Origin of the sequence: Planotetraspora thailandica (assembly GCF_016863335.1) — a bacterium.
Classification (GTDB): Bacteria; Actinomycetota; Actinomycetes; order Streptosporangiales; family Streptosporangiaceae; genus Planotetraspora; species Planotetraspora thailandica.
The window spans coordinates 1-25,376 of record NZ_BOOR01000071.1; the positions used below are offsets into that span (position 1 = coordinate 1).

General features: G+C 70.5%; 22 protein-coding genes. 9 read left to right on the forward strand and 13 right to left on the reverse strand.

The features are described from left to right. The 3 genes from Pth03_RS35485 to Pth03_RS35495 all read right to left on the reverse strand — a co-directional run. The coding region (locus Pth03_RS35485; RefSeq protein WP_444544183.1) for a P-type ATPase actuator domain-containing protein at positions 1 to 823 on the reverse strand (823 nt) is incomplete at its 3' end. Beyond that, positions 823 to 2,484, reverse strand: coding sequence for a potassium-transporting ATPase subunit KdpA (gene kdpA / locus Pth03_RS35490; protein WP_203948863.1), 1,662 nt, complete (start codon positions 2,482 to 2,484; stop codon positions 823 to 825). The genes Pth03_RS35485 and kdpA, both read right to left, overlap by 1 nt. Positions 2,485 to 2,504: 20 nt before the next feature. Continuing rightward, complete coding sequence (locus Pth03_RS35495) at positions 2,505 to 2,594, reverse strand: potassium-transporting ATPase subunit F (RefSeq protein WP_203948864.1); 90 nt, start codon at positions 2,592 to 2,594, stop codon at positions 2,505 to 2,507. Between the two features lie 165 nt (positions 2,595 to 2,759). On the opposite strand from Pth03_RS35495, the gene Pth03_RS35500 reads away from it, so the two are divergent. Both Pth03_RS35500 and Pth03_RS35505 read left to right on the forward strand, forming a co-directional pair. Beyond that, entirely contained in the window at positions 2,760 to 5,309 is a 2,550-nt protein-coding gene (locus Pth03_RS35500; RefSeq protein ID WP_203948865.1) for a sensor histidine kinase, read from the forward strand. Between the two features lie 74 nt (positions 5,310 to 5,383). Continuing rightward, a complete protein-coding gene (locus Pth03_RS35505) occupies positions 5,384 to 5,740 on the forward strand; it encodes a hypothetical protein (protein ID WP_203948866.1) in 357 nt (118 codons plus the stop codon). A gap of 23 nt (positions 5,741 to 5,763) precedes the next feature. Here the strand turns inward: Pth03_RS35505 and Pth03_RS35510 are convergent, their stop codons facing one another. Continuing rightward, positions 5,764 to 6,609, reverse strand: a complete 846-nt coding sequence (locus Pth03_RS35510) for a PHP domain-containing protein (protein ID WP_203948867.1) — start codon at positions 6,607 to 6,609, stop codon at positions 5,764 to 5,766. Positions 6,610 to 6,785: 176 nt separating this feature from the next. Between Pth03_RS35510 and Pth03_RS35515 the strand changes: the two genes are divergently transcribed. Next, positions 6,786 to 7,643, forward strand: coding sequence for an ion transporter (locus Pth03_RS35515; RefSeq protein ID WP_239119613.1), 858 nt, complete (start codon positions 6,786 to 6,788; stop codon positions 7,641 to 7,643). An 11-nt stretch (positions 7,644 to 7,654) separates the two neighbouring features. On the opposite strand, the gene Pth03_RS35520 is transcribed toward Pth03_RS35515, so the two are convergent. Both Pth03_RS35520 and Pth03_RS35525 read right to left on the reverse strand, forming a co-directional pair. Then, complete coding sequence (locus Pth03_RS35520; protein ID WP_203948869.1) at positions 7,655 to 9,121, reverse strand: FAD/NAD(P)-binding protein; 1,467 nt, start codon at positions 9,119 to 9,121, stop codon at positions 7,655 to 7,657. A 92-nt stretch (positions 9,122 to 9,213) separates the two neighbouring features. After that, on the reverse strand, positions 9,214 to 10,587 hold the full coding sequence (locus Pth03_RS35525; protein WP_203948870.1) for a sensor histidine kinase: 1,374 nt from the start codon (positions 10,585 to 10,587) through the stop codon (positions 9,214 to 9,216). A gap of 368 nt (positions 10,588 to 10,955) precedes the next feature. Between Pth03_RS35525 and trpD the strand changes: the two genes are divergently transcribed. After that, positions 10,956 to 12,092, forward strand: a complete 1,137-nt coding sequence (gene trpD, locus Pth03_RS35530) for an anthranilate phosphoribosyltransferase (RefSeq protein WP_308442409.1) — start codon at positions 10,956 to 10,958, stop codon at positions 12,090 to 12,092. On the opposite strand, the gene Pth03_RS35535 is transcribed toward trpD, so the two are convergent. After that, positions 12,070 to 13,152 (reverse strand): methyltransferase domain-containing protein, encoded by a 1,083-nt coding sequence (locus tag Pth03_RS35535; RefSeq protein WP_203948871.1) that lies wholly within the window; start codon positions 13,150 to 13,152, stop codon positions 12,070 to 12,072. The genes trpD and Pth03_RS35535 overlap by 23 nt on opposite strands. Positions 13,153 to 13,561: 409 nt before the next feature. On the opposite strand from Pth03_RS35535, the gene Pth03_RS35540 reads away from it, so the two are divergent. From Pth03_RS35540 to Pth03_RS35550, 3 genes are all read left to right on the forward strand, one after another. Continuing rightward, positions 13,562 to 13,987, forward strand: coding sequence for a DUF6196 family protein (locus tag Pth03_RS35540; protein ID WP_203948872.1), 426 nt, complete (start codon positions 13,562 to 13,564; stop codon positions 13,985 to 13,987). 61 nt (positions 13,988 to 14,048) lie between these two features. Continuing rightward, entirely contained in the window at positions 14,049 to 14,411 is a 363-nt protein-coding gene (locus Pth03_RS35545) for a tetratricopeptide repeat protein (RefSeq protein ID WP_203948873.1), read from the forward strand. 36 nt (positions 14,412 to 14,447) lie between these two features. Further along, positions 14,448 to 15,038: a nucleosidase gene (locus tag Pth03_RS35550; RefSeq protein WP_203948874.1), complete on the forward strand. Its 591-nt coding sequence runs from the start codon at positions 14,448 to 14,450 to the stop codon at positions 15,036 to 15,038. Between the two features lie 12 nt (positions 15,039 to 15,050). Here the strand turns inward: Pth03_RS35550 and Pth03_RS35555 are convergent, their stop codons facing one another. The 3 genes from Pth03_RS35555 to Pth03_RS42265 all read right to left on the reverse strand — a co-directional run bounded on the left by Pth03_RS35555 (position 15,051) and on the right by Pth03_RS42265 (position 19,999). Further along, positions 15,051 to 15,770: an alpha/beta hydrolase gene (locus tag Pth03_RS35555; RefSeq protein WP_203948875.1), complete on the reverse strand. Its 720-nt coding sequence runs from the start codon at positions 15,768 to 15,770 to the stop codon at positions 15,051 to 15,053. 104 nt (positions 15,771 to 15,874) lie between these two features. After that, positions 15,875 to 16,705, reverse strand: coding sequence for an alpha/beta fold hydrolase (locus Pth03_RS35560; protein WP_203948876.1), 831 nt, complete (start codon positions 16,703 to 16,705; stop codon positions 15,875 to 15,877). A 303-nt stretch (positions 16,706 to 17,008) separates the two neighbouring features. After that, positions 17,009 to 19,999: a helix-turn-helix transcriptional regulator gene (locus Pth03_RS42265; protein ID WP_203948877.1), complete on the reverse strand. Its 2,991-nt coding sequence runs from the start codon at positions 19,997 to 19,999 to the stop codon at positions 17,009 to 17,011. Between the two features lie 187 nt (positions 20,000 to 20,186). On the opposite strand from Pth03_RS42265, the gene Pth03_RS35570 reads away from it, so the two are divergent. Beyond that, entirely contained in the window at positions 20,187 to 21,425 is a 1,239-nt protein-coding gene (locus tag Pth03_RS35570; protein ID WP_203948878.1) for an ATP-grasp domain-containing protein, read from the forward strand. Positions 21,426 to 21,474: 49 nt separating this feature from the next. Here the strand turns inward: Pth03_RS35570 and Pth03_RS35575 are convergent, their stop codons facing one another. Beyond that, complete coding sequence (locus Pth03_RS35575) at positions 21,475 to 22,170, reverse strand: siderophore-interacting protein (protein WP_203948879.1); 696 nt, start codon at positions 22,168 to 22,170, stop codon at positions 21,475 to 21,477. 186 nt (positions 22,171 to 22,356) lie between these two features. On the opposite strand from Pth03_RS35575, the gene Pth03_RS35580 reads away from it, so the two are divergent. After that, complete coding sequence (locus tag Pth03_RS35580; protein WP_203948880.1) at positions 22,357 to 23,265, forward strand: LysR family transcriptional regulator; 909 nt, start codon at positions 22,357 to 22,359, stop codon at positions 23,263 to 23,265. 12 nt (positions 23,266 to 23,277) lie between these two features. Here the strand turns inward: Pth03_RS35580 and Pth03_RS35585 are convergent, their stop codons facing one another. After that, positions 23,278 to 24,231: an ADP-ribosylglycohydrolase family protein gene (locus Pth03_RS35585; protein WP_203948881.1), complete on the reverse strand. Its 954-nt coding sequence runs from the start codon at positions 24,229 to 24,231 to the stop codon at positions 23,278 to 23,280. Then, complete coding sequence (locus tag Pth03_RS35590) at positions 24,228 to 25,376, reverse strand: methyltransferase (protein ID WP_203948882.1); 1,149 nt, start codon at positions 25,374 to 25,376, stop codon at positions 24,228 to 24,230. The genes Pth03_RS35585 and Pth03_RS35590 overlap by 4 nt, the downstream gene beginning before the upstream one ends.

Genomic DNA, 25,376 nt, shown 5'->3' on the forward strand with positions numbered 1-25,376 from the left:
CCACCATGACGATGCCGCTGACGCCGTGGGCGCTCAGGGTCGCGGAGTCCGGCACGCCCGGCTGGGTGACCTTGGAATAGACGGCGAGTGGCTGCAGTGTGGTGACCGCCATCACGAAGATGATCGTCAGCGAGGCGAGCAGGATGTTGAGGGCGATCTCGTTCGGCGTCTTCTGCCGTTTCGCCCCCTCGACCAGCGCGATCATCTTGTCGATGAAGCTTTCGCCGGGCCGCTGGGTGATCTTCACGACGATGCGGTCGGACAGCACCTTCGTCCCTCCGGTGACCGCCGACCTGTCGCCGCCGGACTCGCGGATGACCGGCGCCGATTCTCCGGTGATGGTCGACTCGTCGACGCTGGCGATGCCCTCGACGACGTCACCGTCGCCCGGGATGGTCTCGCCGGCCTCGACGACGACATGGTCGCCCTGCCGCAGCTCGGGCGCGGCGACCGCCTCCTCCTGCGCCTGCTCGCCGGGTCTCCACCCGACCAGGCGGCGGGCCGTCGTCTCGCGTTTCGCCCTGCGCAGGGTCTCGGCCTGGGCCTTGCCGCGCCCCTCGGCCACGGCCTCGGCGAGGTTGGCGAAGATCACGGTCAGCCAGAGCCAGACGACGATCAGCCAGGCGAACCAGCTCGGCCGGGCGACGGCCAGGACGGTGCTCCACGCCGCGCCGATCTCCACGATGAACATGACCGGGTTGCGCCACATGATCCGCGGGTCGAGCTTTTTCGCCGCGTCCGGCAGCGCCTTGACCAGCTGTTTCGGGTCGAGCAATCCGGCGTGCACACGCTGCTTCGCGGACGCGCGCCCGGAGGCCGCCATCAGCGGATCCCCTCGGCGAGGGGCCCGAGCGCGAGCGCAGGGAGGAAGGTGAGGGCCACCAGGATCACCGCGACACCGGCGACCATCCCGACGAACTGCGGCCGGTAGGTGGGCAGGGTGCCCTCCGACGCCGGGGTCAGCCGCTGCCGCGCGAGCGACCCGGCCAGCGCGAGGATGAAGATCATGGGCAGGAAGCGCCCGACGGCCATCGCCAGACCGAGCGCCGTGTCATAGAACGGGGTGCCGGCCGTGAGACCGGCGAAGGCCGATCCGTTGTTGTTCGACGCCGAGGTGAAGGCGTAGAGCACCTCGGACAGGCCGTGCGGGCCCGTGTTGAGCATGCCCGCGCGCCCCCAGTCTCCTGCCATTGCGACCGCCGTCCCGGTGAGGACGCAGATCGGCGTGATGAGGAAGTAGGAGGCCGCGAACGTCATCTCCCGGCGGCCGATCTTCTTGCCGAGATACTCGGGTGTGCGCCCGACCATCAGCCCGGCCACGAAGACCGTGATCACAGCCAGGACGAGCATGCCGTACAGGCCGGAGCCGACGCCTCCGGGGGCGATCTCGCCCAGCATCATGTTGAACATGGTCATCATGCCGCCGAGGCTCGTATACGAGTCGTGCGCGGAGTCGACCGCACCGGTCGAGGTCAGCGTGGTCGCGCCGGCGAATGTCGCCGAGTTCGCCACACCGAACCGGGTCTCCACGCCCTCCGTGGCCGCGCCCACCGCGGTAGGGACGGTGCCGTGGTGGCCGAGCTGGAAGAACATGATCAGCGCGGTGCTGATGATCGCCAGCGTCGCCATCACCGCGACGATCGCGTAGCCCTGCCTGTCGCTGCCGACCATGCGGCCGAACGTGCGGGGCATGCTCGCGCTGATGACGAGCACCAGGAAGATCTGCAACCAGTTCGTCCACGGCGTGGGGTTCTCGAAGGGGTGGGCGGAGTTGGCGTTGTAGAAGCCGCCTCCGTTGGTGCCCAGCTGCTTGATGACCTCCTGACTCGCCACCGGCCCGCCCGTGACGACCTGCCTGGCGCCCGCCAGAGTCTGGATCGCATAGGGGTCGTGGAAGTTCTGCACCACTCCGCCGGCGACCAGGACGAGCGCGCCGGCGAAGGCGAGCGGCAGCAGGATCCGGAGGGTGCCGCGGACCAGGTCCTTCCAGAAGTTGCCGAGATACTCGGTCTTCGTGCGGGCGAACCCGCGCACCAGCGCGATCGCGACGGCCATGCCGACGGCGGCGGACACGAAGTTCTGTACGGCCAGGCCCGCCATCTGCACCAGGTAGCCCATGGTGGTCTCGCCCGCGTACGACTGCCAGTTGGTGTTGGTCACGAAGCTGATCGCGGTGTTCCACGCCTGGTGCGAGACGACGGGCCCGAACCCGAGGCTCCACACGAGGTGGTTCTGCAGGCGCTGCAGGCCGTACAGGAACAGGACGGAGACCGCTGAGAAGACGAGCACGCAGCGGGCGTAGGCCGCCCACGTCTGCTCGGCGTCCGGCCTGACGCCGACGAGGCGGTAGACGGCCCGTTCGGCCCGCGTGTGCCGCGAGCCGGAGTAGACGCGGTACATGTAGTCGCCCATCGGCCGGTAGGCCAGGGCCGCGGCGATCAGGAGGGAGCCCGCGAAGAGGATGCCCGCGGCCGCCGCGTTCATCGAGAGGCGCTCCCGTTCATCTAGAAACGCTCCGGGAAGAAGAGCGCGGCCGTCAGGTACACCAACGCGCAGACGGCCAGGGCGAGCCCGACGAGGTTCTCCACGCTCACGACCGCTCGACCGCCTTCACGGGGATATAGCATCACAATCGGTGATATTTCGGTTACCGGTGGTATCCCCAGGCCGGTCCAGGTCACGCGTCGTGCGCCGCGCGAGCCGCTGTTTATCGCTATCTATAAGGGGATAAGGGGAAATCGGGATCGGAGAGGTGAGCCATGCGGGGGCGGCTGCGGGTGTATCTCGGAGCGGCGCCGGGTGTCGGCAAGACGTACGCGATGCTCTGCGAGGCGCGCCGCGCGCTCGAGCGTGGGCGCGACATCGTCGTGGGGTTCGTCGAAACGCACGACCGTCCTCGTACGGCGGCGCTCCTGGAGGGCATGGAGATCATCCCGCGGCGGACACTCGTCTATCGGGGAGCCCGATTCACCGAGCTGGACGTCGAGGCGCTCATCGCGCGCCGGCCCAAGATCGCGCTCATCGACGAACTGGCCCACACCAACGTGCCGGGCTCGCGCAACGCCAAGCGCTGGCAGGACATCGACGACGTGCTGGACGCCGGCATCGACGTGATCTCCACGGTCAACATCCAGCACCTGGAGTCGCTCAACGACGTCGTCCAGCAGATCACCGGAGTGCCCCAGCGGGAGACGGTCCCGGACGAGGTGGTGCGGCGGGCCGACCAGATCGAGCTGGTCGACATGTCGCCGGAGGCGCTGCGCCGAAGGATGGCGCACGGCAACGTCTATCCGCCGGAGAAGGTCGACGCCGCGCTGGCGAACTACTTCCGCGTCGGCAACCTCACCGCGCTTCGTGAGCTCGCGCTGCTGTGGGTCGCCGGCAAGGTCGACGAGCAGCTCGACCGCTACCGGGCCGAGCACGGCATCGCCGGCACCTGGGAGACCCGCGAGCGCGTCGTCGTGGCGCTGTCCGGAGGCACCGAAGGCGACACGCTGATCAGACGCGCGGCCAGGATCGCCGCCCGCAGCAAGGGCGCGGAACTCCTCGCCGTCCACGTCACCCGCTCCGACGGTCTGGCCGCCGCCGATCCCGTCGGCCTGGCCCGGCAGCGGACTCTGGTGGAGAGCCTCGGCGGCACCTATCACCAGGTCGTCGGCGACGACGTCCCCCGCGCCCTGCTGGACTTCGCGCGTGGCGTCAACGCCACCCAGCTCGTGCTCGGCGCCTCCAGGAGAGGCAGGTTCGCCCAGCTGCTCGCCCGGGGCGTCGGCGTCACGACCACCGCGCTGTCCGGGTCGATAGACGTCCACATGGTCACCCATGAGGAGGTCAGCAGGGGCCGCGGCCGTCAGTCCCGCTCCCGGGCGGCGCTCACGCGGACCCGTCGGCTGGCCGGGTGGGCGACGGCCGCCGTCGCACTCCCCGGGCTCACCGCCATCCTGCGGCCGATCCGGGACAACCTGACCCTGCCCATCGACATCCTGCTGTTCCTGCTCGTGGTCGTCGGCGTCGCCCTGGTGGGCGGCATGTGGCCGGCCGTCACCGCCGCCGTCGCCGGGTTCCTGCTGCTCAACTACTTCTTCACGCCGCCGGTCGACCAGTTCACCATCGCCGACCCGCAGAACCTGCTCGCACTGGCGGTCTACGTCCTGGTTGCGATCATGGTCAGTGCGGTCGTCGACCTGGCCGCCCGTCGCACGCGGGAGGCCGCGCGGGCCGGCGCCGACGCCGAGGTGCTGGCCACGCTGGCCGGGCAGGTGCTGCGCGGCGACGCCGCGCTGCCGTCCCTGCTCGGCCGGCTCCGCGAGACGTTCGGGCTGACATCGGTCGCCCTGCTCGAACGCCGGCCCGGCGTCGAACCCACCCCCGGCGACCAGGACGATCCCGCGGCCTGGCGTGTCGCCGCCGCCTCCGGCGACGTGGCCTGCGAGTGCCCGGCCTCCGCCGACACCGACGTGGTCATCGGCGACGACCTCGTGCTCGCCGCCCGCGGGCGGCTGCTCGACGCCTCCGATCGGCGGGTGCTGGAGGCGTTCGCCGCCGAGGCCGCCGTCGCGCTGCGCCAGGAGCGGCTCGCCGAGGAGGCCGAACAGGTTCGCCCCCTTGCCGAGGCGGACAGGATGCGCACGGCGCTGCTCGCCGCCGTCGGCCACGACCTGCGCACCCCCCTCGCGTCGGCCACGGCGGCGGTGGAGAGCCTGCGCGCCTCCGACATCACGTGGACCGAGAAGGAACGCGCGGAGCTGATGGACACCGCCCTCGAGTCCCTGGCGATGCTGGACCGCCTGGTCGACGACCTTCTCGACATGAGCCGGCTGCAGGCGGGCGTCCTCGGGGTGGCGATACGGCCGGTCTCGCTCGGGGCCGTCGTCTCCCGGGCGATCGACGACCTCGACCCGCTGCGTGATCGCGTCGTGGGCGACGTCGCCGCCGATCTGCCGAGGGTCGGCGCCGACCCCGCCCTCCTGGAACGCGTGCTGGTCAACCTCGTGTCCAACGCGGTCCGCTACACCCCTTCAGGAAAGAAGGTCCTGATCACCGCGAGCGGGCACGCCGGCCATGTGGAGATCCGCGTCGTCGACCGAGGCCCCGGCATCCCGCAGGAGGAGCTCGACCGGGTCTTCCTGCCGTTCCACCGTCTCGAACCGGACGACCACGCCGGGATCGGCCTCGGACTGCCCCTCGCGCGGGGCCTGACCGAAGCGATGGGGGGCACTCTGATCCCCGAGGAGACACCCGGCGGCGGGCTCACCATGATTGTTACGCTGCCCGTCTCGACGGCGCAGGATCCGGCAAAGAACGGGTAACCGCACCGGCCCCGGGTCCGGCAGCGGGTATGACACCGGCGTCTCATGTCCCGCTGTCGATCGGAGGTGCCGCGATGATCCGTACGGAGCGTCCGCTCGGCTTTTCCGCCGCCGGAACGCGGCGGCCGGCCCTCACAGTCCTCGCCCTCGCGATCTCGGCGGCTTCGGCGATGGCCGTCGCCCAGCCGCCAGCGAGCGCGACGGTGCACTCATGGGTGATCGCGGGGTCCGGAAGCCGCGGGCCGTTCACCGGCAACGAAGGCAACGGCAGGCACGTCAAGAACTACAACGCGGTCAACAGCCCCACCATCAACCGCGGAGCGCAGCAGATCTCGGTCAGCGTCAGCGAGACGACGAAGATCCAGGCCGTCGTCTGCAAGAAGCAGCGCTCGTGCCGGGTCTCCCAGCGGATGGGCTCCCACAGGCGGTGACGCCCGCCGTCTGAAGCTGGGCGTCAGCGCCGCCACAAGTCGTGGGGATGCGCTCCCGGCCTGAACCCGCACGACTCGGCCACCGTGCTCGCCTCGGCGAAGCCGTGCGCCAGTGCGGAGGGCACGTGCGCGTCGCTGGCGAAGGACACGAGCCTGCCGCCCTCCTCCCGCCACCAGCGCACGACGACCGGGTGCAGAGGCACCCTGGTGTTGATCTCCAGGGCCTTCCCTGCGCGCGTCAGGGCCCGCAGGACCGTGCGGTAGCCGTCCTCGAACGCGCCCGGATCGTACGGCCCGGCCTCGGCGGGCCAGTACCGCACCGGATAGTCGATGTGCGCGAGCACCTCGAAGTGGTCGAAGCCCTCGATCATGCGCACCATCTCGGCCAGATGGTCGTGGATCACCGTGGCGGCCGGCCGGTCGCGGTAGAGGGCGGCGACCTCCGCGAAGCCGCCCTCGACGGGCACGGTGTGGACCGAGGCGAGGACCCGGTCGAACCCCGCCGACGCGAGAAGCCGGCCGATTCGCTGATCGTGCCAGTGCGGCTCGCCCAGTTCGACGCCGGACAGGATGCGCAGATCCGGGAAACGATCGCGGCACCGCTGGAGGCACTCCAGGTAGCCGTCCACGTCGATCTCGGGGGGAGTGAGCACCTGGTCTTTCACCAGGCTCTGCCAGGCGTCGGGAAGGCCGGCGCCGTCGGGCACCACCCACGCGGTGTAGTCGGCGTGCTCGGTGAAGGCCACCGACGGCAGCCCGATCTCGACGGCTCGCTCGCAGGTCCGCTCCATGGAGCCGGCCACGGCGTCCCAGGACCACTCGCTGTGCACATGGTTGTCCGGCGGGAGCGGATGCGTCGATGAACTCACTGATGACCTCGTCGGACTCGGAGACGACCGGGAGGCACCATCCTGACGGCCGGACGGCACCCCGCGCCCACGGGGGTCCCGATCATGAACGAACCCCCTCGCCGTGATCGACGACTCCGGGCGCTCACTACGATCACTGGTGACCGCATGCCCCCCGATTGATGCAGGAGCTTTCCTTGGTCTGGCGCGACCGTGTTCGCACCGTGGTGGAGGCCCCCCGCACCCAGCGGGCGATCACCGTTCTGATCCTGGTGAACGCCGCGACTCTGGGACTGGAGACCTCGCCGACCCTGATGAGCCGGTACGGCGACCTGCTCGGACTCGTCGACCACGCCGCGTTGTACGTGTTCGTGGCCGAGCTCCTGGCGAAGATGTACGTCTACCGGCTGAAGTTCCTGCGCGACCCGTGGAACGTCTTCGACGTCGTGATCGTCGGCGTCTCCCTGCTGCCGCACTCGGGCGAGCTGTCGGTGCTCCGAGCGCTGCGGATCATGCGGGCACTGCGGCTGATCTCCGTGGTCCCCAGCCTGCGCCGGGTCGTCTCGGCGCTGCTCGTCGCGGTGCCCGGCATGGCGTCCATCGCCGTGCTGCTCAGCCTCGTGCTCTACGTCGCCTCGGTGATCGCCACCAAGCTGTTCGGGGCGACGAGCCCGCACTACTTCGGCGACCTGGGGTCGTCGCTGTTCACGCTGTTCCAGGTGATGACGGGTGAGGCGTGGTCGGACGTGGCGCGCGAGGTCATGGAGACCCACCCGTCGGCGTGGATCTTCTTTGTCATCTTCATCCTGATCTGCACCTTCGTCGTGCTCAACCTGTTCATCGCCGTCGTCGTGCGCGCGATGGAGGACGACCACGCGGCGGAGACCGCCGCCGCGCGCCAGGCGGACGACGACGAGATGCACGCCATCAAGGCCGTCATGGCCGAGCTCACTGCCCTGCGCGCCGAGTTGCGGGCGGAGCGGCACGGCCCGGTGTGCGACTGCCAAACCGCCGCCCGCCGCGAGGAGGTCGACGCCGGCGCCTCCGCGATCTGAGCCGTACGCCGTCAGGCCTGCGACGGGATGCCGCTCCTCCAATGGAGGGTGGGCAGGCGGGCCTGCGGCGCCGTACGGACGCGCACGCCGATCGCCTCGGCGATGCGGGGGGCCAGCGCGACGGCCTGCGCGCGGATCTCGGGGACCGCGGTGGTCTCGTACCGCTTGCCGCGCAGGGGCGGCCCGAGGGTGAAGATCTTGTCGTTCGGCCGGCCGTCGGCGTCCAGGACCATGCCGTCGTCGTCGGCGTCCAGGCCCATGCGCAACTCGTCGGGGCGGGCAACCCCGGCGGCGAACAGGGTGGCGAGGAACGGGTCACGGGTGACGTCGGAGGACGGCCCGGTGCCGTTGACCAGCCACCCGACCCGGAGATCGCGGGTGGACCCGGACCCGTCGGCCACCTGGGCGATCAGCGCGTCATCCGTGGCGGTGGCGCGGACGAGAGTGCCGGGCAGCACCGTGAGGCGGCCGGCCGCCCGCAGTTCGCCGATGCGGGTGGCGGTCTCGGGCGGGATGCGGTGCCGGTGCACCTCCCAGTAGCGGGCCGCCAGTCCGAGGAAGCGCCGCCGGTCGGGGGCGCTGAGGCGGGACCAGATGCGCGGCACGTGCGGGCGCAGGCCGTCCACGACGGATCGCCAGTCGCCGTCGTGCTCGTCGATCGCGGCCCGTACGGCACGCAGGAGGCGCGACAGCCCGGTGACGTCGTCGGCCACGGGCATCCACGCCGGGGGCGAAGGGGGACATCGATGCCCGCGGGGGAGCATGCCGTGCCGGGAGATCGCGTGGACCACGGCGTCCGGGTGGGCCCGGGTCACCGTGAGCGAGATGTCGACCATGGTCAGGCCGGTGCCCACCACCAGCACGGGAGATCCGTCGCCGATCCGGGCAAGCGCCCCGGGCGCCCAGGGGTCGGCGACGTAGCGCCCCGCCGCCTCCGCGGGTCGCGGCAGGGCGCTCGGCGCGGAGTTGCCGGTGGCCAGCACGACGGCGTCGGCGTCGATGTCACGGCCGTCCGACAGCCGGACCCGCACGCGCCCGCCGGGGTCGGGGCGGCCGACGGCGGAGACGGCCGCCGTCAGCCGGGCCACCCGGACGGCCGGCCACGCGCGACGCTCGGCGGCGTCCAGCACGTCGCGCAGGTACCGGCCGTAGACCGCGCGGGACAGGAAGTCGGATCCGCTGACGTCCAGCCCGTTCGCCCGCGCCCAGGCGGGCAGGTGACCGGGATCGTCGGGGAACGCGCTCATCTTGTCGGCGCAGGCGTTGAGGAGGTGGCGCGGGTCGGTGGTCGAGTACGCCTGGCCCGCTCCGTGGCGACCGTGCTTGTCGACGAGCACGATCCGGGCGGCCGCCTGGACCGCCTCGAGCCTTCGGAGCAGGTGCACCACGGTCAGCGTGCCGCTGGCACCGCCTCCCACGATCACGACCGTGGGGACGCGGCCGTGTGCCGTCGCGCCGGGAGTTGAGGAATGAGCCACACTCCGACAGTAACCAACAATCCCTGTTGGATAAATAGGTAATCGCTGTGAAGTGCGGAAACTCTGGGGAAACCGAGGTTCAGGAGACGGCGTCAGGGCGTGAGAATCGGGAGTCTGACGACGAATCGGGCGCCGCGGGGGGAGTCCTCGATCTCGATGGTGCCGTTGTGGGCGGAGGCGACCGCGCGGCAGATCGCCAGGCCGAGGCCGGTGCCGTCCGGGTCGCGACGCTGCCCCTCGCCGAGGCGGACGAACGGCTCGAACACCCGCTCCCGGTCCTGCGGCGCGATGCCGTCTCCGTCGTCGCTGACGGTGACGACCGCCTGATCGCCGGACCGCCCCACGGTGACCTGGACGCCGGTGGCGGCATGGCGCTGGGCGTTCGCGATGAGGTTGGTCATGACGCCGATCAGCTGGACCCGGTTGCCCAGCACGACGGCCTCACCCGCCCCCGGGTCGACATAACGGGTGCGGATCGGCGTGTCGGCGCGGGAGCGGCGGGCCGCCTCCTCGGTCACGAGGGCGCCGAGGTCGACGGCCTCCGGCGCGGCTGCAGGAGCGGACCTGATACGGGCGAGCACCAGCAGATCGTCGATGATCGTCTGGAGGCGTTGCGTCGTCGACAGGGCGGACCTGATCGTGACGAGCGCCCCCGCGTCGCAGGGGCGCTGGAGCGCTTCGCCGAGTTCGGTGTGCAGGTCGGCGACGGGGGTCCTGAGCTCGTAGGAGACCGTGGAGGCGAACTGGCGCTGCTGCTCCACCGCCGTCTCCAGCCGCGACAACGTCCTGTTCGCCGTCCGGGCCAGCTGGGCTATCTCGTCGGAGCCCGGCGGCTCCGGCACCCGCATGCTCAGGTCGCTCACCGTGATCTCCGCCGTCCTCGCGCGGATCATCTCCACGGGGCGGAGTGTACGGCCCACCACACACCAGGTCGCCCAGGCGGACAGGCCGACGGCCAGCAGCACTCCGGCACTGGTCAGCAGTTCGAGCGCGTGCGAGGACAGCAGCGGAGGCTGGGCCATGCCGGCGTAGATGTAGTGGGGCCGGCCCTTCCACAACACGCGGGTCTCGAGCGGAGACACCCGGACGGTGGTCAGCACCACGCACCCGTTCGCGTCGGAGCACTCGGTGCCGTACGCGATCCGGTCGTTCACCGGGGGACGCGACGTGCCGATCGGAGGCCGGCCCGCTACGGCGTCGCTGGCGGCCTCCACCCGGCCCGCGTCGTCGACGAGCTGGAGCAGGTCGATCCGGCCCCTGTGGGCGGGCGGCGACGTCGAGACGGGGAAGGAGCCGATCCATGTGGCGGCCACGCGCTCGGCCTCATAGAAGATGTCGTTCTGGATCCGCGTCCGTATCGCCCAGTCGAGCCCGGCCCCGATCACCAGAAAAAGGATCAGCGAGGTGATCGCGGTGGCGAAGGTGTAGCGCGCCTGGATGGACTGATGGCGCAATTTGCCCGACACCGCAACCTCCCCCGTTCAGTCGTGGCTGGACCCCAGGTCAAACGCTATTGAACGACTCACGCGCATAAGGCAAAAAGCACCCGCAAATCGCAACAAATGGGCCCAAAAATGGGAAAGTATTACCGTTTCGTGGTGAAAAATCGAGGTATCTTCGGGACGATGGAAGATTCCCGGCCAGGAGGGCCGAGCACGGCTTCCGCGGGCGGCCTGCTACGCTCGTCGGCATGATCACGCGCTTGAACGGCTGGTGGCCCGCCTGTTAGGCGGTCCCACCGTGTGCGCGTAACCCACCGGCCGCCTCGACGAGGCGGCCGTCGTCATGTCCGGACAGTGCGGCCTCGCCGGGAGGCCCCGTCCGAGGATCGCCCGTGACATCGACACCGCCGTCGGCACAGACATCGACACCGACATCGGCACTGCCGCTCACCAGCACCGTCACGACCGTTCAGGCCGGCGGCCGGTCCTGGGCCGGCCTCCTTGCCACGCTGCTCGACCGTCGCGACCTCACCGGCGTGGACACGGCCTGGGCGATGGACCAGGTGGTTCGCGGCGAGGCCACGACCGCCCAGGTCGCGGCGTTCCTGACCGCGCTGCGGGCCAAGGGCGAGACCGCGGCGGAGATCCGCGGGCTGGCCGACTCCCTCCGCGGCCACGCGACGAAGGTCACGATCGCCGGCACGTTCGCCGACATCGTCGGCACGGGCGGCGACCGCACCGGGGCGGTCAACATCTCCACGATGGCGGCCGTGGTCGCCGCCGCGACCGGGGTGACCGTGGTCAAGCACGGCGGGCGGGCCGCGTCGTCGTCCACCGGCGGATCGGCCGACGTGCTCGAACAGCTCGGCGTGCCATTGGACACGACACCCGAGCAGGCCGCGCGCACGGCGGCCGAGGCCGGCATCGCGTTCCTGTTCGCACCGAGGTTCAACCCCGGTCTTCGCGGCGTCGCCGCCGTGCGCCGGGAGCTCGCGGTGCCGACCGCGTTCAACGTCCTGGGGCCACTGGTCAACCCGGCCGGGCCCCGCCACCAGGTGGTCGGGGTGGCCGACGCGCGGATGGCCCCGGTGGTCGCCGGCGTGCTGGCGGCGCGGGGAGGCTCGGCGCTGGTGGTCCGGGGCCAGGACGGACTGGACAAGCTCACGACCACGACCACGTCGCGCGTCTGGGTGGTGCGCGACGGGACCGTGACCACGACGACGTTCGACCCCGCCGGTCTCGGCCTTCCGCGTGCGGAGCCGGGCGCGCTGCGCGGCGGCGCGGCGGCCGGCAACGCCGACGTGGTGCGAGCGCTGCTCGGCGGGCGGCGCGGGCCGATCCGTGACGTGGTGCTCCTCAACGCCGCCGCCGTGCTTGTGGCGCTCGACCCTTCACCGGAGTCCCTGGCCGAGCGGCTCGCGGCGGCGATGGCCCGATGCGCGGAAGCCGTCGACTCGGGCGGGGCCGCGGCGACGCTGGACCGGTGGATCGCCGCCGCTCATCGCGTCATGGGGCCTCCAGCCGGATGAGGAACGCCTGGGCGCCCGCGATCCGTACGCGCTGGACGTGCACGGGAGCGAGCCCCCACCGGATCGCGGTGCACAACTCGGCGACATCGGGAAGGAGCGCCACGGCCACCCCGCCGGGCATGAGCACGCGGCGCAGCTCCGCCCACCAGCGTGCCGGCGAGGCGCCCAGCAGGCCGCCTGGGGCGACCTGGCCGCCCCAGGGCGGGTTGCACACCACACGGGCGACGCCGCCGCCGGCCAGCGGCAGCCGTCCCGCGTCGGCCCGCCCGAGCACGACGGGCAGCCCTGCCGCGTTGTCCCGGGCGGCCTGCAGCGACTCCGGCGCCAGGTCGAAACCGCAGAAGCGTGCCTGCGGCTCGTGCCGTACGGCCTCGATCAGCAGGGTCCCCGCGCCGCAGCAGGGGTCGACGACCAGGTCACCGGGGCGGATCCCGGCCATGCGTGCCATGGCGGCGGCGACCGGCGGGTGGAGCGTGCCCGGGATCGAGCGCCGTTTGTAGTCGCGCCGGTGCAGCGGCCGGTCGGCGACCCGCAGCAGGAGCGTGGCCCGCTCGCCGTCGAGGGTGACCCGCCACCCGTTCGACCCGGCCGGGGGAGCGGCGCCGCCCCTGCGCGAGTGGTGGGCGACGCCCAGCCGCCGCGCCAGCGCCTGCCCGACGGCGTCCTCGACGTCGTAGCGGGTGAAATTGCGCCGCCCCAGCGCCGACGCCGACACCTCGACGCCCGCGACTTCGCCGGTGCCGCCGTGGCGGAGGCGCGGCCTCAGCAGGCCGTCCAGGTCGGCGGAGTCGGCGGAGTCGGCAAGCCGCGCGAGCGCGGCGGCCGCGTCCTTTCGCGGGCCGGGATCAGGACATTGCGCGGCCAACAGGAACACGTCGTCGGCCGTGCTCAGCTCCGCCGTACCCCTCCCCGGCCTTCGCGCCTGCGCGGGGCGGGCACGGAAACGCACCTCACGATGCCCGATGTATGTGATCGTCCCGAGCCCCAGCCCGAGGATCTCCTCGGCGAGCGTCGGCTCCAGCCCGTGAACGCACCGCGCCACCAGGCTTTCCCCCGTCACGAGACGATGGGGAACCTGGGACGCGGGGTGAGAAAAAACGCGCGAACGCGCATGATGACGTTCTTCTCCCACGTCGGCCCGGGGCGGCCCTGCGCCACCCCGCCACGCCGGCGACGGGTTCATGCCTCGTCTTGCCGGCGGCGCCTAGCGGAGGTCGAAGAAGAACGTGTAACTCACGGCCCGGAGCCTACGACGGCCGCCACCGTGAGTTCAACCGAATTTCGGGCCGTATGCACGGCATGAGCCCGGCCGTTCGGTTTGGCCGAGCGGGCGGGCCGCAACCGCCCCTCAGGATCGGGGCGTGTCCGTCTCGGTCGAATACGTGGAGCCCGACCCGGAAGCCTTGCGTAGCGTCTCCGCGTAAGCCCGCAGTCGATCACGACACCGGTGTGACGCCTACACTGGTTACATGGTGAACGTCAGCGCCGATACCCCCGAGCAGACCGAGGCGCGGCTGAGGCAGGTGATCGCGCGATGCGACTTCGTCGTCCGTGACGGACTTTGGCTCTTCACGGAGTCGCCGGAGCCGCCGCGGCTCACCCGCGAGGCGCTCGCGGTGGTCCGGGACGAGCAGGTGTGGAGCAGCCTGGTGCCGGCGGGGGAGGACTCGCCGGGCGCCGGGCGCTTCGGCGTCTTCTCCTTCCACTTCCCTCCGGACATGGACAACAGCGGGTTCGTCGGCTGGCTGGCCACCCTGCTCAAGCGAGAACTCGGCACCGGCGTCTTCGTCGTGTGCGGGAGCAACACCGCGCGCGGCGGCGTCTTCGACCACTGGGGCTGCCCGGCGGACGTGCTCCCCCTGGCCGTGAAGATCGTCGAGGGCCTGCGCTCCTGATCGGGAAGACACGGGCACGTCCTGTGGTTGAGCATGCCGGTCCCGATGGAAAGGATGTGCGATGTCCTACGACGAATACCAGCGCGGCAGGATGTTCTTCGACGCCAAGGACTACGCCGAGGCGAGCCGCATACTCGCACCCCTCGCCGAGCAGGACCCCGGCAACCACGCCGTCGTCGAGCTGCTAGCGCGGGCTTACTTCCACAGCGCCCAGCTGGGGCGCGCGGAAGAGGCCTTCCGGCGGCTGGTGGAGCTGAACCCCGCCGACGGCTGGGCGCACGAGGCCCTGGCCCGGACGCTGGAGCGCAGGAACCGGCCCGACGAGGCACTGCGCCACCACAAGCTCGCCGAGGCCATGGGGGTCGAGCCGGCGGAGAAGATCGACATGTCGGTCTCCGCCGCCGACCTGGTGACCGAGCCCTGAGCGCGGGCCCATGCGCACCCCTCTAGGGTGTGGCGCATGGAACTTCGCGGAACCGTCATGTCCGACAGGCCCCTGCTCGTGCTCGCCGTACAGGAGGAGGCGCGTTTCATCGACGACGGCCTCCCAGTGCTGTTGACGGGCATAGGCAAGGTCAACGCGGCGTCCGCGCTGGCGAGCGTCCTGAGCCGGGGCCCGCTGCCGTCCTCCGTGGTCAACCTCGGCACCGCGGGGGCGCTGCGCCCCGGCCTCACGGGCACCCACGTGGTGAGCGCCGTCATCCAGCACGACCTCGACACCGACGTGCTGCGGCAGCTCACCGGCGAGACCTACGGCGCGCCGCTCACGCTCACCGGCGACGGCCCGGTTCTGGCCACCGGTGACGTGTTCGTCTCGGACTCCGCCGCCCGCGACCGCCTGGCGGCTCGCGCTGACCTGGTCGACATGGAGGGGTACGCACTGGCGTCGGTCGCACGGGAGGCCGGCGTCGCGATCACGCTCGTCAAGAACGTCAGCGACGAGGCGGACGAGGGCGCGGCCAGGACGTGGCGGGAGTCCGTGGCGGACGCGGCCCGCGAACTGGCGGGCTGGGTCACGCAGCACCTGGCCGCCTCACCCGGCCGGGCGTGACGGCTGGCACGTTCAGAACTCGGTGAGTGCGCGCTTGATGAAGCTCGCGGCGCGTACGGGCTGCGCGATGAAGGCGGTGTGGGAGCCGTCGATCTCCTCGATGGTCGAGGCCATCCGCTGGGCCATGAAGCGTTGCGCTTCGGGCGCGATGGCGTTGTCGTGCTGAGCGATCTGGTACCAGGACGGGATGGACTTCCAGCCGGCGGCGGTGGCGTTCTCGGTCAGCGCCGCCAGCGCGAGCGGCCGCTGGCCGGCGCACATGACCTGTGCCAGGTCTACTGGGACGTCGGCGCAGAACGTCTCGCGAAACCTGTCCGGGGTGATGTAGAGCTCGGGGCCGCCGGCGGCGCCAGGAGCGTCATACGGCGTCGGCTGTGCGGATGTGGCGAGCATCGAAGGCGGGAAGGGTGCCTGCACGCTCGCACAACTCTCGCCCTCGTCGAGGCTGAAGGCCGCGAGGTAGACCAGTCCAACCACGTTGTCGAGACCGTACGACGCCTGTGTGATCACCGCGCCGCCGTAGGAGTGGCCCACGAGCATGATCGGCCCGTCGATCGCGCCCGCCACGGCGCGGACGGCGGCTGCGTCCTTGGCCAGGCCACGGAGAGGATTCGGTGGCGCGATCACGTTGAAGCCGGACGTGGTGAGTTCGCGGATCGTCCCGGCGAAGCCGGAGGCGTCGGCGAACGCTCCATGAACCAGCACGATCGTGGGTTGGGTCGGTTCGGACATCGCGTTGTCTCCTACGTGATCTGGTGGTGTGACCGGATCCGGTTCCGGACCGCTCTGCGCTGGTCCGGAACCGGATCATTCCTGGCGTGTACTGTCCGGCCGGCTCAGCGGACGGTGGCTGTGGCGGCCTGCTCGATGAGGTGAGTAACGGGCGCCGGGCTGGTGAACATGATCAGGTGGGGGCCGTCCACCTCGACGGTGTGCGCGTGGGCCCGGGCGGCCATGAAGCGCTCCAGGTCCGGCGAGATGGCGCGATCATCCTTGGCCACCATGTACCAGGACGGAATCGACTTCCATGCCGGGGTGCCGGACGTCTCGGTGACCGAGTCAAGGCTGAGTGGCCGCTGCTCGGCGGCGAACGCCTGGGCCTCGTACTTCGGCAGTTCGTTGTCGAGGAAGACGTTGCTGTACTGGGCAGGGTCGATGGTCAGCTCCGTGCCCACGCTGCCGTCGGGCTTCGGATAGGTCGTCGGCAGCGCCGGAACCGGGGCGATGGGGTGGTCCACCGGTCGGGCATTGAGGCCGGCCAGCGAGTCCCCCGCATCCGGCGCGAAGGCGGCGATGTAGACCAGCGCCTTGACATTGGGGTTGTCGAGGGCGGCGTTGGTGATGACGGCTCCCCCGTAGGAGTGGCCCACGAGGACGACCGGGCCATTGATCTGCTTCAGGACGCTGGAAATGTATTGCGCGTCCGAGGCGAGGCCGCGCAGCGGGTTCGGCGGAGCCTTCACCGTATAGCCGTCCTTCTCAAGGCTCTCGGCGACCGGAGTCCAGCCTGAGGCGTCAGCCCACGCGCCGTGCACCAGCACCACGGTGGGCTTCGGGGGACGTGGGGTCGAGTGGGCGTCCGCGCTCGAGCTCAGCGCCAAAGAGGACACCGCTGTGGCCCCGGCCAAGGCGGCGACGAGACCGGTGACCCGCGAGATGCGTTTCATTAGGACTTACTCCGATTGTTACGGTTGCGTACTGATTCCATACGGCCGGTTACGCAGGAATTCGTGATCCACGCCTACGGGCGGTATGTGCCTTCGTGGCCTGGATCGCATCGCCCACGAATGGCTGCATTCAGGATCGCCGGAAGCTCTCTGCCGTCGCATCGGGAGGATGCCGCATATACGAGCCGTCGCGACGCCCTGATCGATTGCCGTCGACGGCGCCGTCTCGGGCGAAATACCTAGACGCTGACGAATATCCGAGCTTCACGCGACCGCGGACGTCACCCCTTGTAGCGGCGTGCTTCAGCCATCCACGAGGCCGCGGCGGTACGCGATTCCCGCAGCCTCCGTCCGACTCGAGACGCCGAGCTTCGCCAGGATGTTGGAGACGTGCGTGCTGGCGGTCTTCTGCGAGATGTAGAGCCGCTCGGCGATCCGGCGGTTGCTGTATCCGGCGGCGATGAGCGCCAGCACCTCCGACTCCCGCTGGGTGAGCCCAAGGGACTCCGAGTCGCTCGACTGTGGCGCACTGGCCGGTTTGTCGGCCGGCGCGATGTTGGCCTGCTGCGCCAGTGCCTCGACATCGCGGCTCAGCAGCCGAGCCCCGAGACGGCCGGCGATCCGGTGGGCCGTGACAAGTGCGTCGCGTGCCTCGCCCCGCTGGTGCGCGGCGAGGAGAGAGCGGGCGTGCCCCAGATGGGCGATGCCCAGCTCGTACGGGCGCTGCAACGCGTCGAAGGCGGCAACCGCCTCCGCCCACAGCTCGACGGCGTCGCCACTCTCTGCCCATTGCAGCTGGGCGTCGAGCAGACACCGGAACGCCTGGGAGACGGGGAACACCACGTCAAGTCGAGAGGCGGCGCGGCGGACGGCGGCGAGGATTTCCGGACGCGCCTCGGCGGCCGTGGCCGATCCACGGTTGTCAGCCTCGATCGCCGCGATGGCGCACAGCATGGGCAGGCTGTAACGCACCGGACCGGAAGTCAGACCTGTGGCGTCGGCGCGGAGGAACTCGGCCCGCGCGTCGCCGAGCAGCCCCTGCCGGGCGGCCAGCTCCATCGTGGTCTGAACCAGGCCGAAGAGTAGCTGAGGCTGGAAATCCTCGGTCCCGAGTAGCCGCCGAGCCACGGCGAGCTGGCCGGCCGCCGCATCGACCTCCCCACGGGCGAGCAGGATGTGAGCCCGGCGATGCGTGATGAGCCCTCGGGACTTGTATGACTGGGCGACCGCCGCCGCCTCATCGAGGGCGGCATCGGACTCGGCCCAGCGCCCGAGCGAGAAGAGGGACACCGACAGGTTGCCGTGCACCCACGCCTCGGCCTCGGCCAGGTTGAGCAAACGGCACACCTCGATGCCGTGGTGCGCCGCGGCGACCAGCTCCTCAGAGCGGCCCATCCCCTCCAGAATCGACACCAGGTTCGTGTTGACGCGACCGATCATGCCGACAGCGCCGAGGCTCTCGGCTCGTCGACGCACTTCGTAGAGCTCGGCGAGGCTCTCGCCGTCGACGTCACGCTCGGCCTTCAGCCGGCATCGTGTGATGCGAGCGTTGAGTTCCAGGTCTTCGGCACCGACCCGGACGGCGCAGTCCACGGCGCGCTCGACGTCGGGCATGCTCTCCGGACCCGCCCCATGGAGCACACGCCAGTTGGCGACCTGGACAAGGACCTCCGCTTGGACCGCGGACGGCGGCGAGTCCCGCACCAGCTCGAGGGCCGTGTTCAACTCCTGCCAGCCGTCACTGCGATTCAGTTCCTGCATCAGCAATGACTGCTGCGTCCAGAACCAGGTCGCGCGCAGCGGTTCGCGGTCCGGGGGAAGGAGCTGCAGCGCCTCGCGGGCCAGATTCAGTGCCCGGTCGGGATCCCCGCTCTGCCGAGCGGCGCTTGTGGCGGCGGCGAGCAGGTCCACATGGCACACTCGCGCCTCGTCGTCCCGGCCGTCGCGGGCGGGGTACACCTCCGTAGGCCCCAGCGGCGGCAGGCGGAGGCGTGCTTGATCCGGCACCTTGTGCCACAGCTCCATCGCGCGTTCCAGCGACCGCAGCTGCTCGGCGTACGCATAGCGGCTCCGCGCTTCGACGGAGGCGGACAGACTCATCTGCAGGGCCTTCACGTCGTCGTGCGCGTGGTACCAGTGATGGGACAGACGGGTGGCGAGCTCCCCCGCACGGGCGAGCGAAGGGTTCGCCTCCAGCGCCTCGGCGTACCTCCGGTTGATCAGGGCACGCTCGCCCGGCATGATGCTGTCGCTCACCGCCTCACGAACCAGCGAGTGGCGGAAGCGGTAGCTGGATCCATCCGGGTCCGGTACGAGGACCTGTGCGAGGACGCTGCCGCGCAGGGCCTCGAGCAACTCGTCTTCGGGTAAGCCGGCCACTGCCTGCAACAGCCGATACCCGACGGCGGAACCACCTTCGGCGGCGAACCGGGCTACCCGCTGGCTGCTCTCCGTCAGCGACTCCAGCCGTACCAGCAGCAGATCGCGGAGATCGTCCAGTCCTACCTGCCCGCGCTCGAGGTACGAACGGGCGAGCTCTTCGACGAAGAAGGCATTGCCGTCGGATCGCTCGAATATCTCACTGAGCAGGTGGGGGTCCGGTTGGACGTGAAGGATCCCGGTGAGCTGTTTGAAGACCTCGACCCGGTCGAACCGGCGTACTTCGATGCGTTGCACCGATCGCAGACGGTCGACTTCGGCGAGCAGAGAGCGCAGCGGATGGCGACGGTGGATGTCGTCGGAGCGGTAGCTCGCAATGATCAACAAGCGGCCGTTGCGCCGGGAACGGAACAGGTAGCCCAACAGGTGGCGGGAAGAAGCATCCGCCCACTGGAGGTCCTCGATGACCAGGACGATGAGACGGTTCTCCGCGAGTCGTTCCAAGATCCGGGCGGTGAGCTCGAAGAGACGGACGTTGTCGTCGTCGCCGTGCCCGACGAGCGCGGAGGGCCTCAGGTCCGGCAGCATCCGAGAGAGCAGTTCCTCCTGACCCGCGCTTGCCGTCCGGACCTCCTCGGGTAACTGCTGCCAAAGGGCTCGTAGGGCCGTGGAGAACGGAGCGAACGGGATGCCGTCGCCGCCGACCTCCACGCAGCCACCGACCGCCACGACCGCCGGGCGGGTTTCGACGGTGCGGAGCAGCTCCTCGATCAGCCGGGTCTTGCCGACCCCTGCCTCGCCGCGCACAAGCACGGTCTGGGACGTCCCGCTGTCGGCCGATTCGACCGCCCGGTTCAGTTCGGCGACCTCGGGTCCCCGCCCCACGAAGACAGGGCTGACTGATCTGACCTCCATGGGCCCAAGCATGCCACTGCACGCGGTGACGACTTCGTCTGGGGATTTCACCCGAGACGGCGCGGCCGGCGGCAACCGATCAGGACGGCGCGGCGGCTGGGATATGCGGAATTCTTCCGATGCGACGGCAGGGAGCTTCCGGCGATTCTGAATGCCGCACGCATCGCCTGCCTTGGAAGGTCCATCAGTGGCTATCGCCGTCGTGGAAACAGTCAATTTCGGCCTGAGATATCTGGTCGAGGCGGCCGCCGGGCGCGGTCATGAAGTGATTCTGCTCACAGGTGACCGTTCTCGATACACCTATGAATTTTCGAGCGGCCTCGCCGACGAGATCGACATCATCGATATCGACACGACTGACGTCGACAAGATGGTCGAGATTCTGCGGGAAGTTCCCGATCTCGCCGGTGTGGTCCGGATGACTGATCGGTGGAGCCTGCAGGCACTCGCCGTGGCGCAGCGGCTGGGACTGCCGTATCAAAGCGCTGCAGCCGTCGAACTCATGCGGAACAAGGCGTTATTGCGCCGGCACCTCTACGACAACGGCTTCTCGCGTTCCCCCGGACTGACCGTCCATCCGCGTACGGCCGACCTTGAAGAGCTCACCCGGATTCTGCCCTTTCCATGCGTCGTGAAGGACGTCGCGGGCAGCGCGAGCCAGAATGTGTGGCTGGTACGGAACTCCAAGGAGCTGGCATGCGTGCTGACCGTCGCCCGGGAGGCGGACGACCTCAGGGGCGAGGCGTTGGCGGTCGAACCGTACTTCATCGGCCCGATGTACAGCGCTGAGACGGTCAGCTGGAAGGGCGAGACAAAGATCATTGGTGTTTCCAGCCGCGCTCTCTCACCGGAGCCGTACTTCCGGGAAGAGATCTCCAGCTTTCCCGTTCTCTTTCCCGAGGCCAAGCAGGCCGCGCTGGCGGAATGGATCTCGGAGATCCTTTCCTCGGTCGATTACGACGGGGTGACGCACACCGAGTTCATCGTCACCACCGAAGGCTTCGAGATTGTGGAGATCAACGCAAGAATAGGCGGCGCACTGATCGGCGAGTGCGTCAACCGATCTCTCGGCATCAACTTCCACAGCGCATTCGTCGACCTGGCCCTGGGGCGTCGTCCGCAGGTGATGGACATCCGACCCGAGATCCGCCAGGGGGCGACGGCGGTTGCGATCTATGCGCCCAGGACCGGCGTCTTCGAAGCGATCGACGGGACGGGGACGCTTTCCGACCATCCCGGCGCACCCGAGCTGTATCTGGGCCGCAGCTCCGGTGAAGTGATTCCCACCACCATCGATCAACGAGGTGGCATCGGCCTGGTGATCGCCAATGGTGAGACGGCCGAGTTGTCTCTGCAGAACGCGATGTCCGCGGCGGGGAAGCTCACCGTGCGAATGCGCGGCGGCAGTCGCGCTCAGGATGTCTGAGCAAGAAGCGGCATATGCGTAAGATCGTCAATGGCCTCACAATCCGAGATCAAGGTCGCCTGTTCCAGTAGCCCTTGGCGAAGACTCCCTCAGGGGCGAGGCCGAGTGCGGGCATGAGCCCGCGCAACCCGGCGACGACGCGGCTCTCCCCGAAAAGGTAGGCGCGTCCGGTGCCCTCAGGCGGACAGAGGCCGGTGATCTGGCGTTCCAGGAGGGCGGGCGTGCCGGCCGGGTCCTGTCCTCGGTGGAGCCAGCGCACCGAGGTGGCCATGAGGGGAAGGCGGTCGGAGGAGCAGCCGATCTCGGCCAGCACGAGCGTCGTGGCCTGCCGCCCGATCGCCTCGATGAGCGCGGCGATGGCCGGAAGGCCGGCCTCGTCGCAGGCGAACAGATGCCAGTCGGCCGGGCGCAGCTCTAGTTTCCCCCGGGGGCCGACGAACTCCATGACGTCGCCGGGTCGCGTCGTGGACGCCCAGCGGCTGCCCGGTCCGCGGCCGTGGACGAGCACGTCGACGTCGATCTCCCCGACGTCCGGGCGGGCGCGCCTGACGGTGTACCGGCGCTTGACCCGCGGGCCGTCGCCGTCGTCGAGCAGCAACTCGATGTCCTGGGCGGGGCGGATCTGAACCCCGACGAGCGACTCGGCGGCGGCGGTCACCCGCACCATGCGGGGAGTGAGGCGGCAAATCGAGGTGATCGTCGCGGCGTGCGAGACCCGCGGGCGCGCGGTGTCGCGGTACGGCATCGTCAGACCTCCTGTTCGTACGGCAGGCCGGGTCGTCGTCACTCCTTCGTGGGGCCGCGATCGCCAGATTAGGCAGGAGCCACAGTTGCGTTCAAATGCATGTTCTCGAAGGGAAGGTTTACCTGAACGCAAATTCTCAGCTCAGGACGCATTGTTGAGGCAGCAGCCCTCGGATAATTTGCCCGCATGGACCAGCTCGACCTGAATCTGCTGATCGCCCTGGACGCCCTGCTGGAGGAGAACAGCGTCACCGCGGCGGCGGGCCGCCTGCACCTGTCCGTCCCCGCGATGAGCCGTACCCTCGGCAGGATCAGGAAGACGCTCGGCGATCCTGTGCTGGTCCGGGCCGGCAGGGAGATGGTTCCGACACCGCGGGCGCTGGCCCTGCGTTCGCGCGTGCACGCCGTCGTCGAGGAGGCCCAGGCGTTGTTCAGCCGGGAGGCCGTGCCCGATCCCGGCGCCTTGAACAGGTCGTTCGTCCTGCTTGCGCATGACGAGATCGTGCACGGTGTCGGTCCGCGGCTGCTGGCGCGGGTCCGCGAGGAGGCCCCCGGCGTGGCGTTGCGCTTCATGGCGGAGGCTCCGACGGAGACCGCCGGTCTCCGGCACGGCGACGTGGCCCTGGAGATCGGGGAGATCGGCGACGCGCCACCCGAGACCACGGTCGAACCCCTGATGCGCGACCGGCTGGTCGCGGTGGTCCGGCCGGGGCACGCGCTGGCGGACGGCAGGATGACGGCGCGCCGCTTCGCCGCCGCCCGCCATCTGTCGGTGTCGCGGCGCGGACGTCTGGAGGGGCCGGTGGACACGGCACTCGCCGCGCGCGGGCTGACCCGGGTGGTGGCCGCGTCGGTGCCCACGTTCGCCGCCGCGCTGTTCGTGGTGCTCGGCACCGACCTCGTGGGGATGGTGCCGGAGACGCTCTGCCGCGGCTCCGTCGCGGCGCTCGGCCTCACCGCCTTCGACATCCCGGCGGACGTGCCGGACATCCAGATCTCCCAGGCGTGGCATCCGCGATATGACCGCGACGGCGCCCACGCCTGGCTCAGGGAACGTGTCCGCGAGGCCGTCACCCAGACGCGCGACGGACGATAGCCGGGAGCGTCGTCAGGCGGCGAGGCGCCGGGCGAGGTCGAGCAGTTCCGCCAGGCGAAGCACCCGCCCGTCCGAGCCCGGCAGCGGCACGTGCAGGGGTTCGGTCCAGCGGGTGGGGATCGCATCGACTCCGTACCACGCGCCGGCGAGGCCGCCGGTGACCGCGGCGACGGTGTCGGTGTCCCCGCCCAGGTCGACGGCGGCGCGGACCGCGGCCTCGTAGGAGCCGGTGGTGCGCAGTGCCCACACGGCCGAGCCGAGGCACGGCCACACGGCGCCGTTGAACTCGGTGGCCTGGTCGGGGTGCCAGCCGTCGGCGAGCACGGTGGCGTACCGCGATCGGTGATCAGGTCTGACGAGCGCGAGAGTCCGAGGGACGGCGGCGACGGGATCGGCGCCCTCCAGCGCCACCCGGACGAGCTCGTGGAAGACGGCCGTGCCCTCCCACACCGCGGAGTCACCGTGGGTGAGCGCGGTGATGCGGCGGGCGGCGGCCGTCGTCGCCTCCTGGCCGTGATGGGCGAAGTACACCGCGGAGGTGGCCGCGCGCATCAGGCCCCCGTTGCCGGCCGCGCGCCCGGTCGTCTGGAAATGGATCGCGGAAGCGTCGTCCCAGGCCAGGCCGCCCGTCAGCACCTGTTCGGTCTGCAGCCCGATGTCCTTCGGCTCCGACGCGGCCCACCGCTGGAAGCGGGCGAACATGTCCGGCAGGTCGAGTCCACCGCGCTCCAGCAACGACTCGGCGACGAGCACCGCCATCTGCGTGTCGTCGGTCGCCTCACCCGGGTCCCAGCCACCCCCTCCGCACATCTCGCCGCCCGTGGTGCCCTCGGGGAATCGGCGGGAGAACGCCCCGGCAGGGCCGAACTCGAACGGGGCGCCCAACGCGTCGCCCACCGCCGAGCCGACCACAGCGCCCGCGGCGCGGCGGGCGCGGTCGGGCCCGTCGCCGGAGAGGGCGGTCACCGCTTCACCGCGCGCAGCACGACGAACTTCGGGTCGCTCGCGACGACCTGGCAGTTTCCGAAAAGGCGCCGCAGTTTCACGTGGTAGCCGAGGTGCCGGTTGCCGACCACCCACAACTCGCCGCCCCGGCGCAACGCCGTACGGGAGCCGGTGAACATGCGCCAGGCCGTGGCGTCGGTCGTCGCCCGGTGGGTGTGGAACGGCGGGTTGTTCAGCACCAGATCCACGGTGCCGTCAGGGACGGCCGACATGCCGTCGGCCGCGAGGAACTCGGCGGGAGAGGAGACGTTCGCCCGCCACGTGGCCTCCGCGGAGGCCAGCGCCTGGTGCGACTCGTCGACGAAGACGACCTCGGCCGCGGCGTTGTCCAACGCCGCGGCCAGGCCGAGCACACCGTTGCCGCAGCCCAGGTCGACGACGCGTTCACGACCGCGGCGGTGGGGGAGGTGACGCAGGAACAGGCGGGTGCCGACGTCGAGGCGGTCGGCGCAGAAGATGCCCGCGTGGTTGACGACGGTCAGGCCGGAGGCGGCGCCGACCCCGTCCGGCAGGGCGTAGCTGTGCGGCCACGGACCCGGCCCGGGGGTGAGCCCGGGGTCGGGGGTGCAGAAGATGAGCCGGGCCTTCTTCGCCGCCAGCGACGTTTTCGTCGGGCCGATGATCTGCTCGAACAGCCGCAGCGTCGAGGTGTGGATCTCGGTGACCATGCCCGTGCCGACGACGAGGGTGCCCGGGTGCACGCCGGGCGCGAGGCGGTGCAGCTGGTCTTCAAGGAGCGCGAGGCTCTTGGGGACGCGGACCAGGAGCACGTCGATCCGCCCCGGGGGCTCGTCCCTGGTCGTGAGGAGACGCACCCCTTCCGCGTCAGGGCGGTTGCGGGCCAGATTGGCCCGGGTCGCCTCCTGCGTGAGGAGGGAATCGGTGATCTGCACCGGACGGTGCCCGGCGAGCGCGGTGACCAGGGCGCCCCACCGGTCGCCGAGCACGACCACGGTTCCCGAGAGGTCGGCCGGCGCGCCGTCGATCCCGTCGAGGTGCCGCAGGAGGTATTCGTCGGCGGCGTCCCAGGCGCGGAACGGGTCGCGTGGGTCCTCGGGGAAACGGGTGAGGTCGAGATCGCCCCTCGACGTCGTGAAACGGTTCAT

Excerpts from the sequence above, each read along its gene's own strand:
- kdpA (WP_203948863.1), bottom strand. The coding sequence starts at position 2,484 with ATGAACGCGGCGGCCGCGGGCATCCTCTTCGCGGGCTCCCTCCTGATC.
- Pth03_RS35500 (WP_203948865.1), top strand. The coding sequence starts at position 2,760 with ATGCGGGGGCGGCTGCGGGTGTATCTCGGAGCGGCGCCGGGTGTCGGC.
- Pth03_RS35505 (WP_203948866.1), top strand. The coding sequence starts at position 5,384 with ATGATCCGTACGGAGCGTCCGCTCGGCTTTTCCGCCGCCGGAACGCGG.
- Pth03_RS35540 (WP_203948872.1), top strand. The coding sequence starts at position 13,562 with ATGGTGAACGTCAGCGCCGATACCCCCGAGCAGACCGAGGCGCGGCTG.
- Pth03_RS35545 (WP_203948873.1), top strand. The coding sequence starts at position 14,049 with ATGTCCTACGACGAATACCAGCGCGGCAGGATGTTCTTCGACGCCAAG.
- Pth03_RS35550 (WP_203948874.1), top strand. The coding sequence starts at position 14,448 with ATGGAACTTCGCGGAACCGTCATGTCCGACAGGCCCCTGCTCGTGCTC.
- Pth03_RS35555 (WP_203948875.1), bottom strand. The coding sequence starts at position 15,770 with ATGTCCGAACCGACCCAACCCACGATCGTGCTGGTTCATGGAGCGTTC.
- Pth03_RS35560 (WP_203948876.1), bottom strand. The coding sequence starts at position 16,705 with ATGAAACGCATCTCGCGGGTCACCGGTCTCGTCGCCGCCTTGGCCGGG.
- Pth03_RS42265 (WP_203948877.1), bottom strand. The coding sequence starts at position 19,999 with ATGGAGGTCAGATCAGTCAGCCCTGTCTTCGTGGGGCGGGGACCCGAG.
- Pth03_RS35575 (WP_203948879.1), bottom strand. The coding sequence starts at position 22,170 with ATGCCGTACCGCGACACCGCGCGCCCGCGGGTCTCGCACGCCGCGACG.
- Pth03_RS35580 (WP_203948880.1), top strand. The coding sequence starts at position 22,357 with ATGGACCAGCTCGACCTGAATCTGCTGATCGCCCTGGACGCCCTGCTG.
- Pth03_RS35590 (WP_203948882.1), bottom strand. The coding sequence starts at position 25,376 with ATGAACCGTTTCACGACGTCGAGGGGCGATCTCGACCTCACCCGTTTC.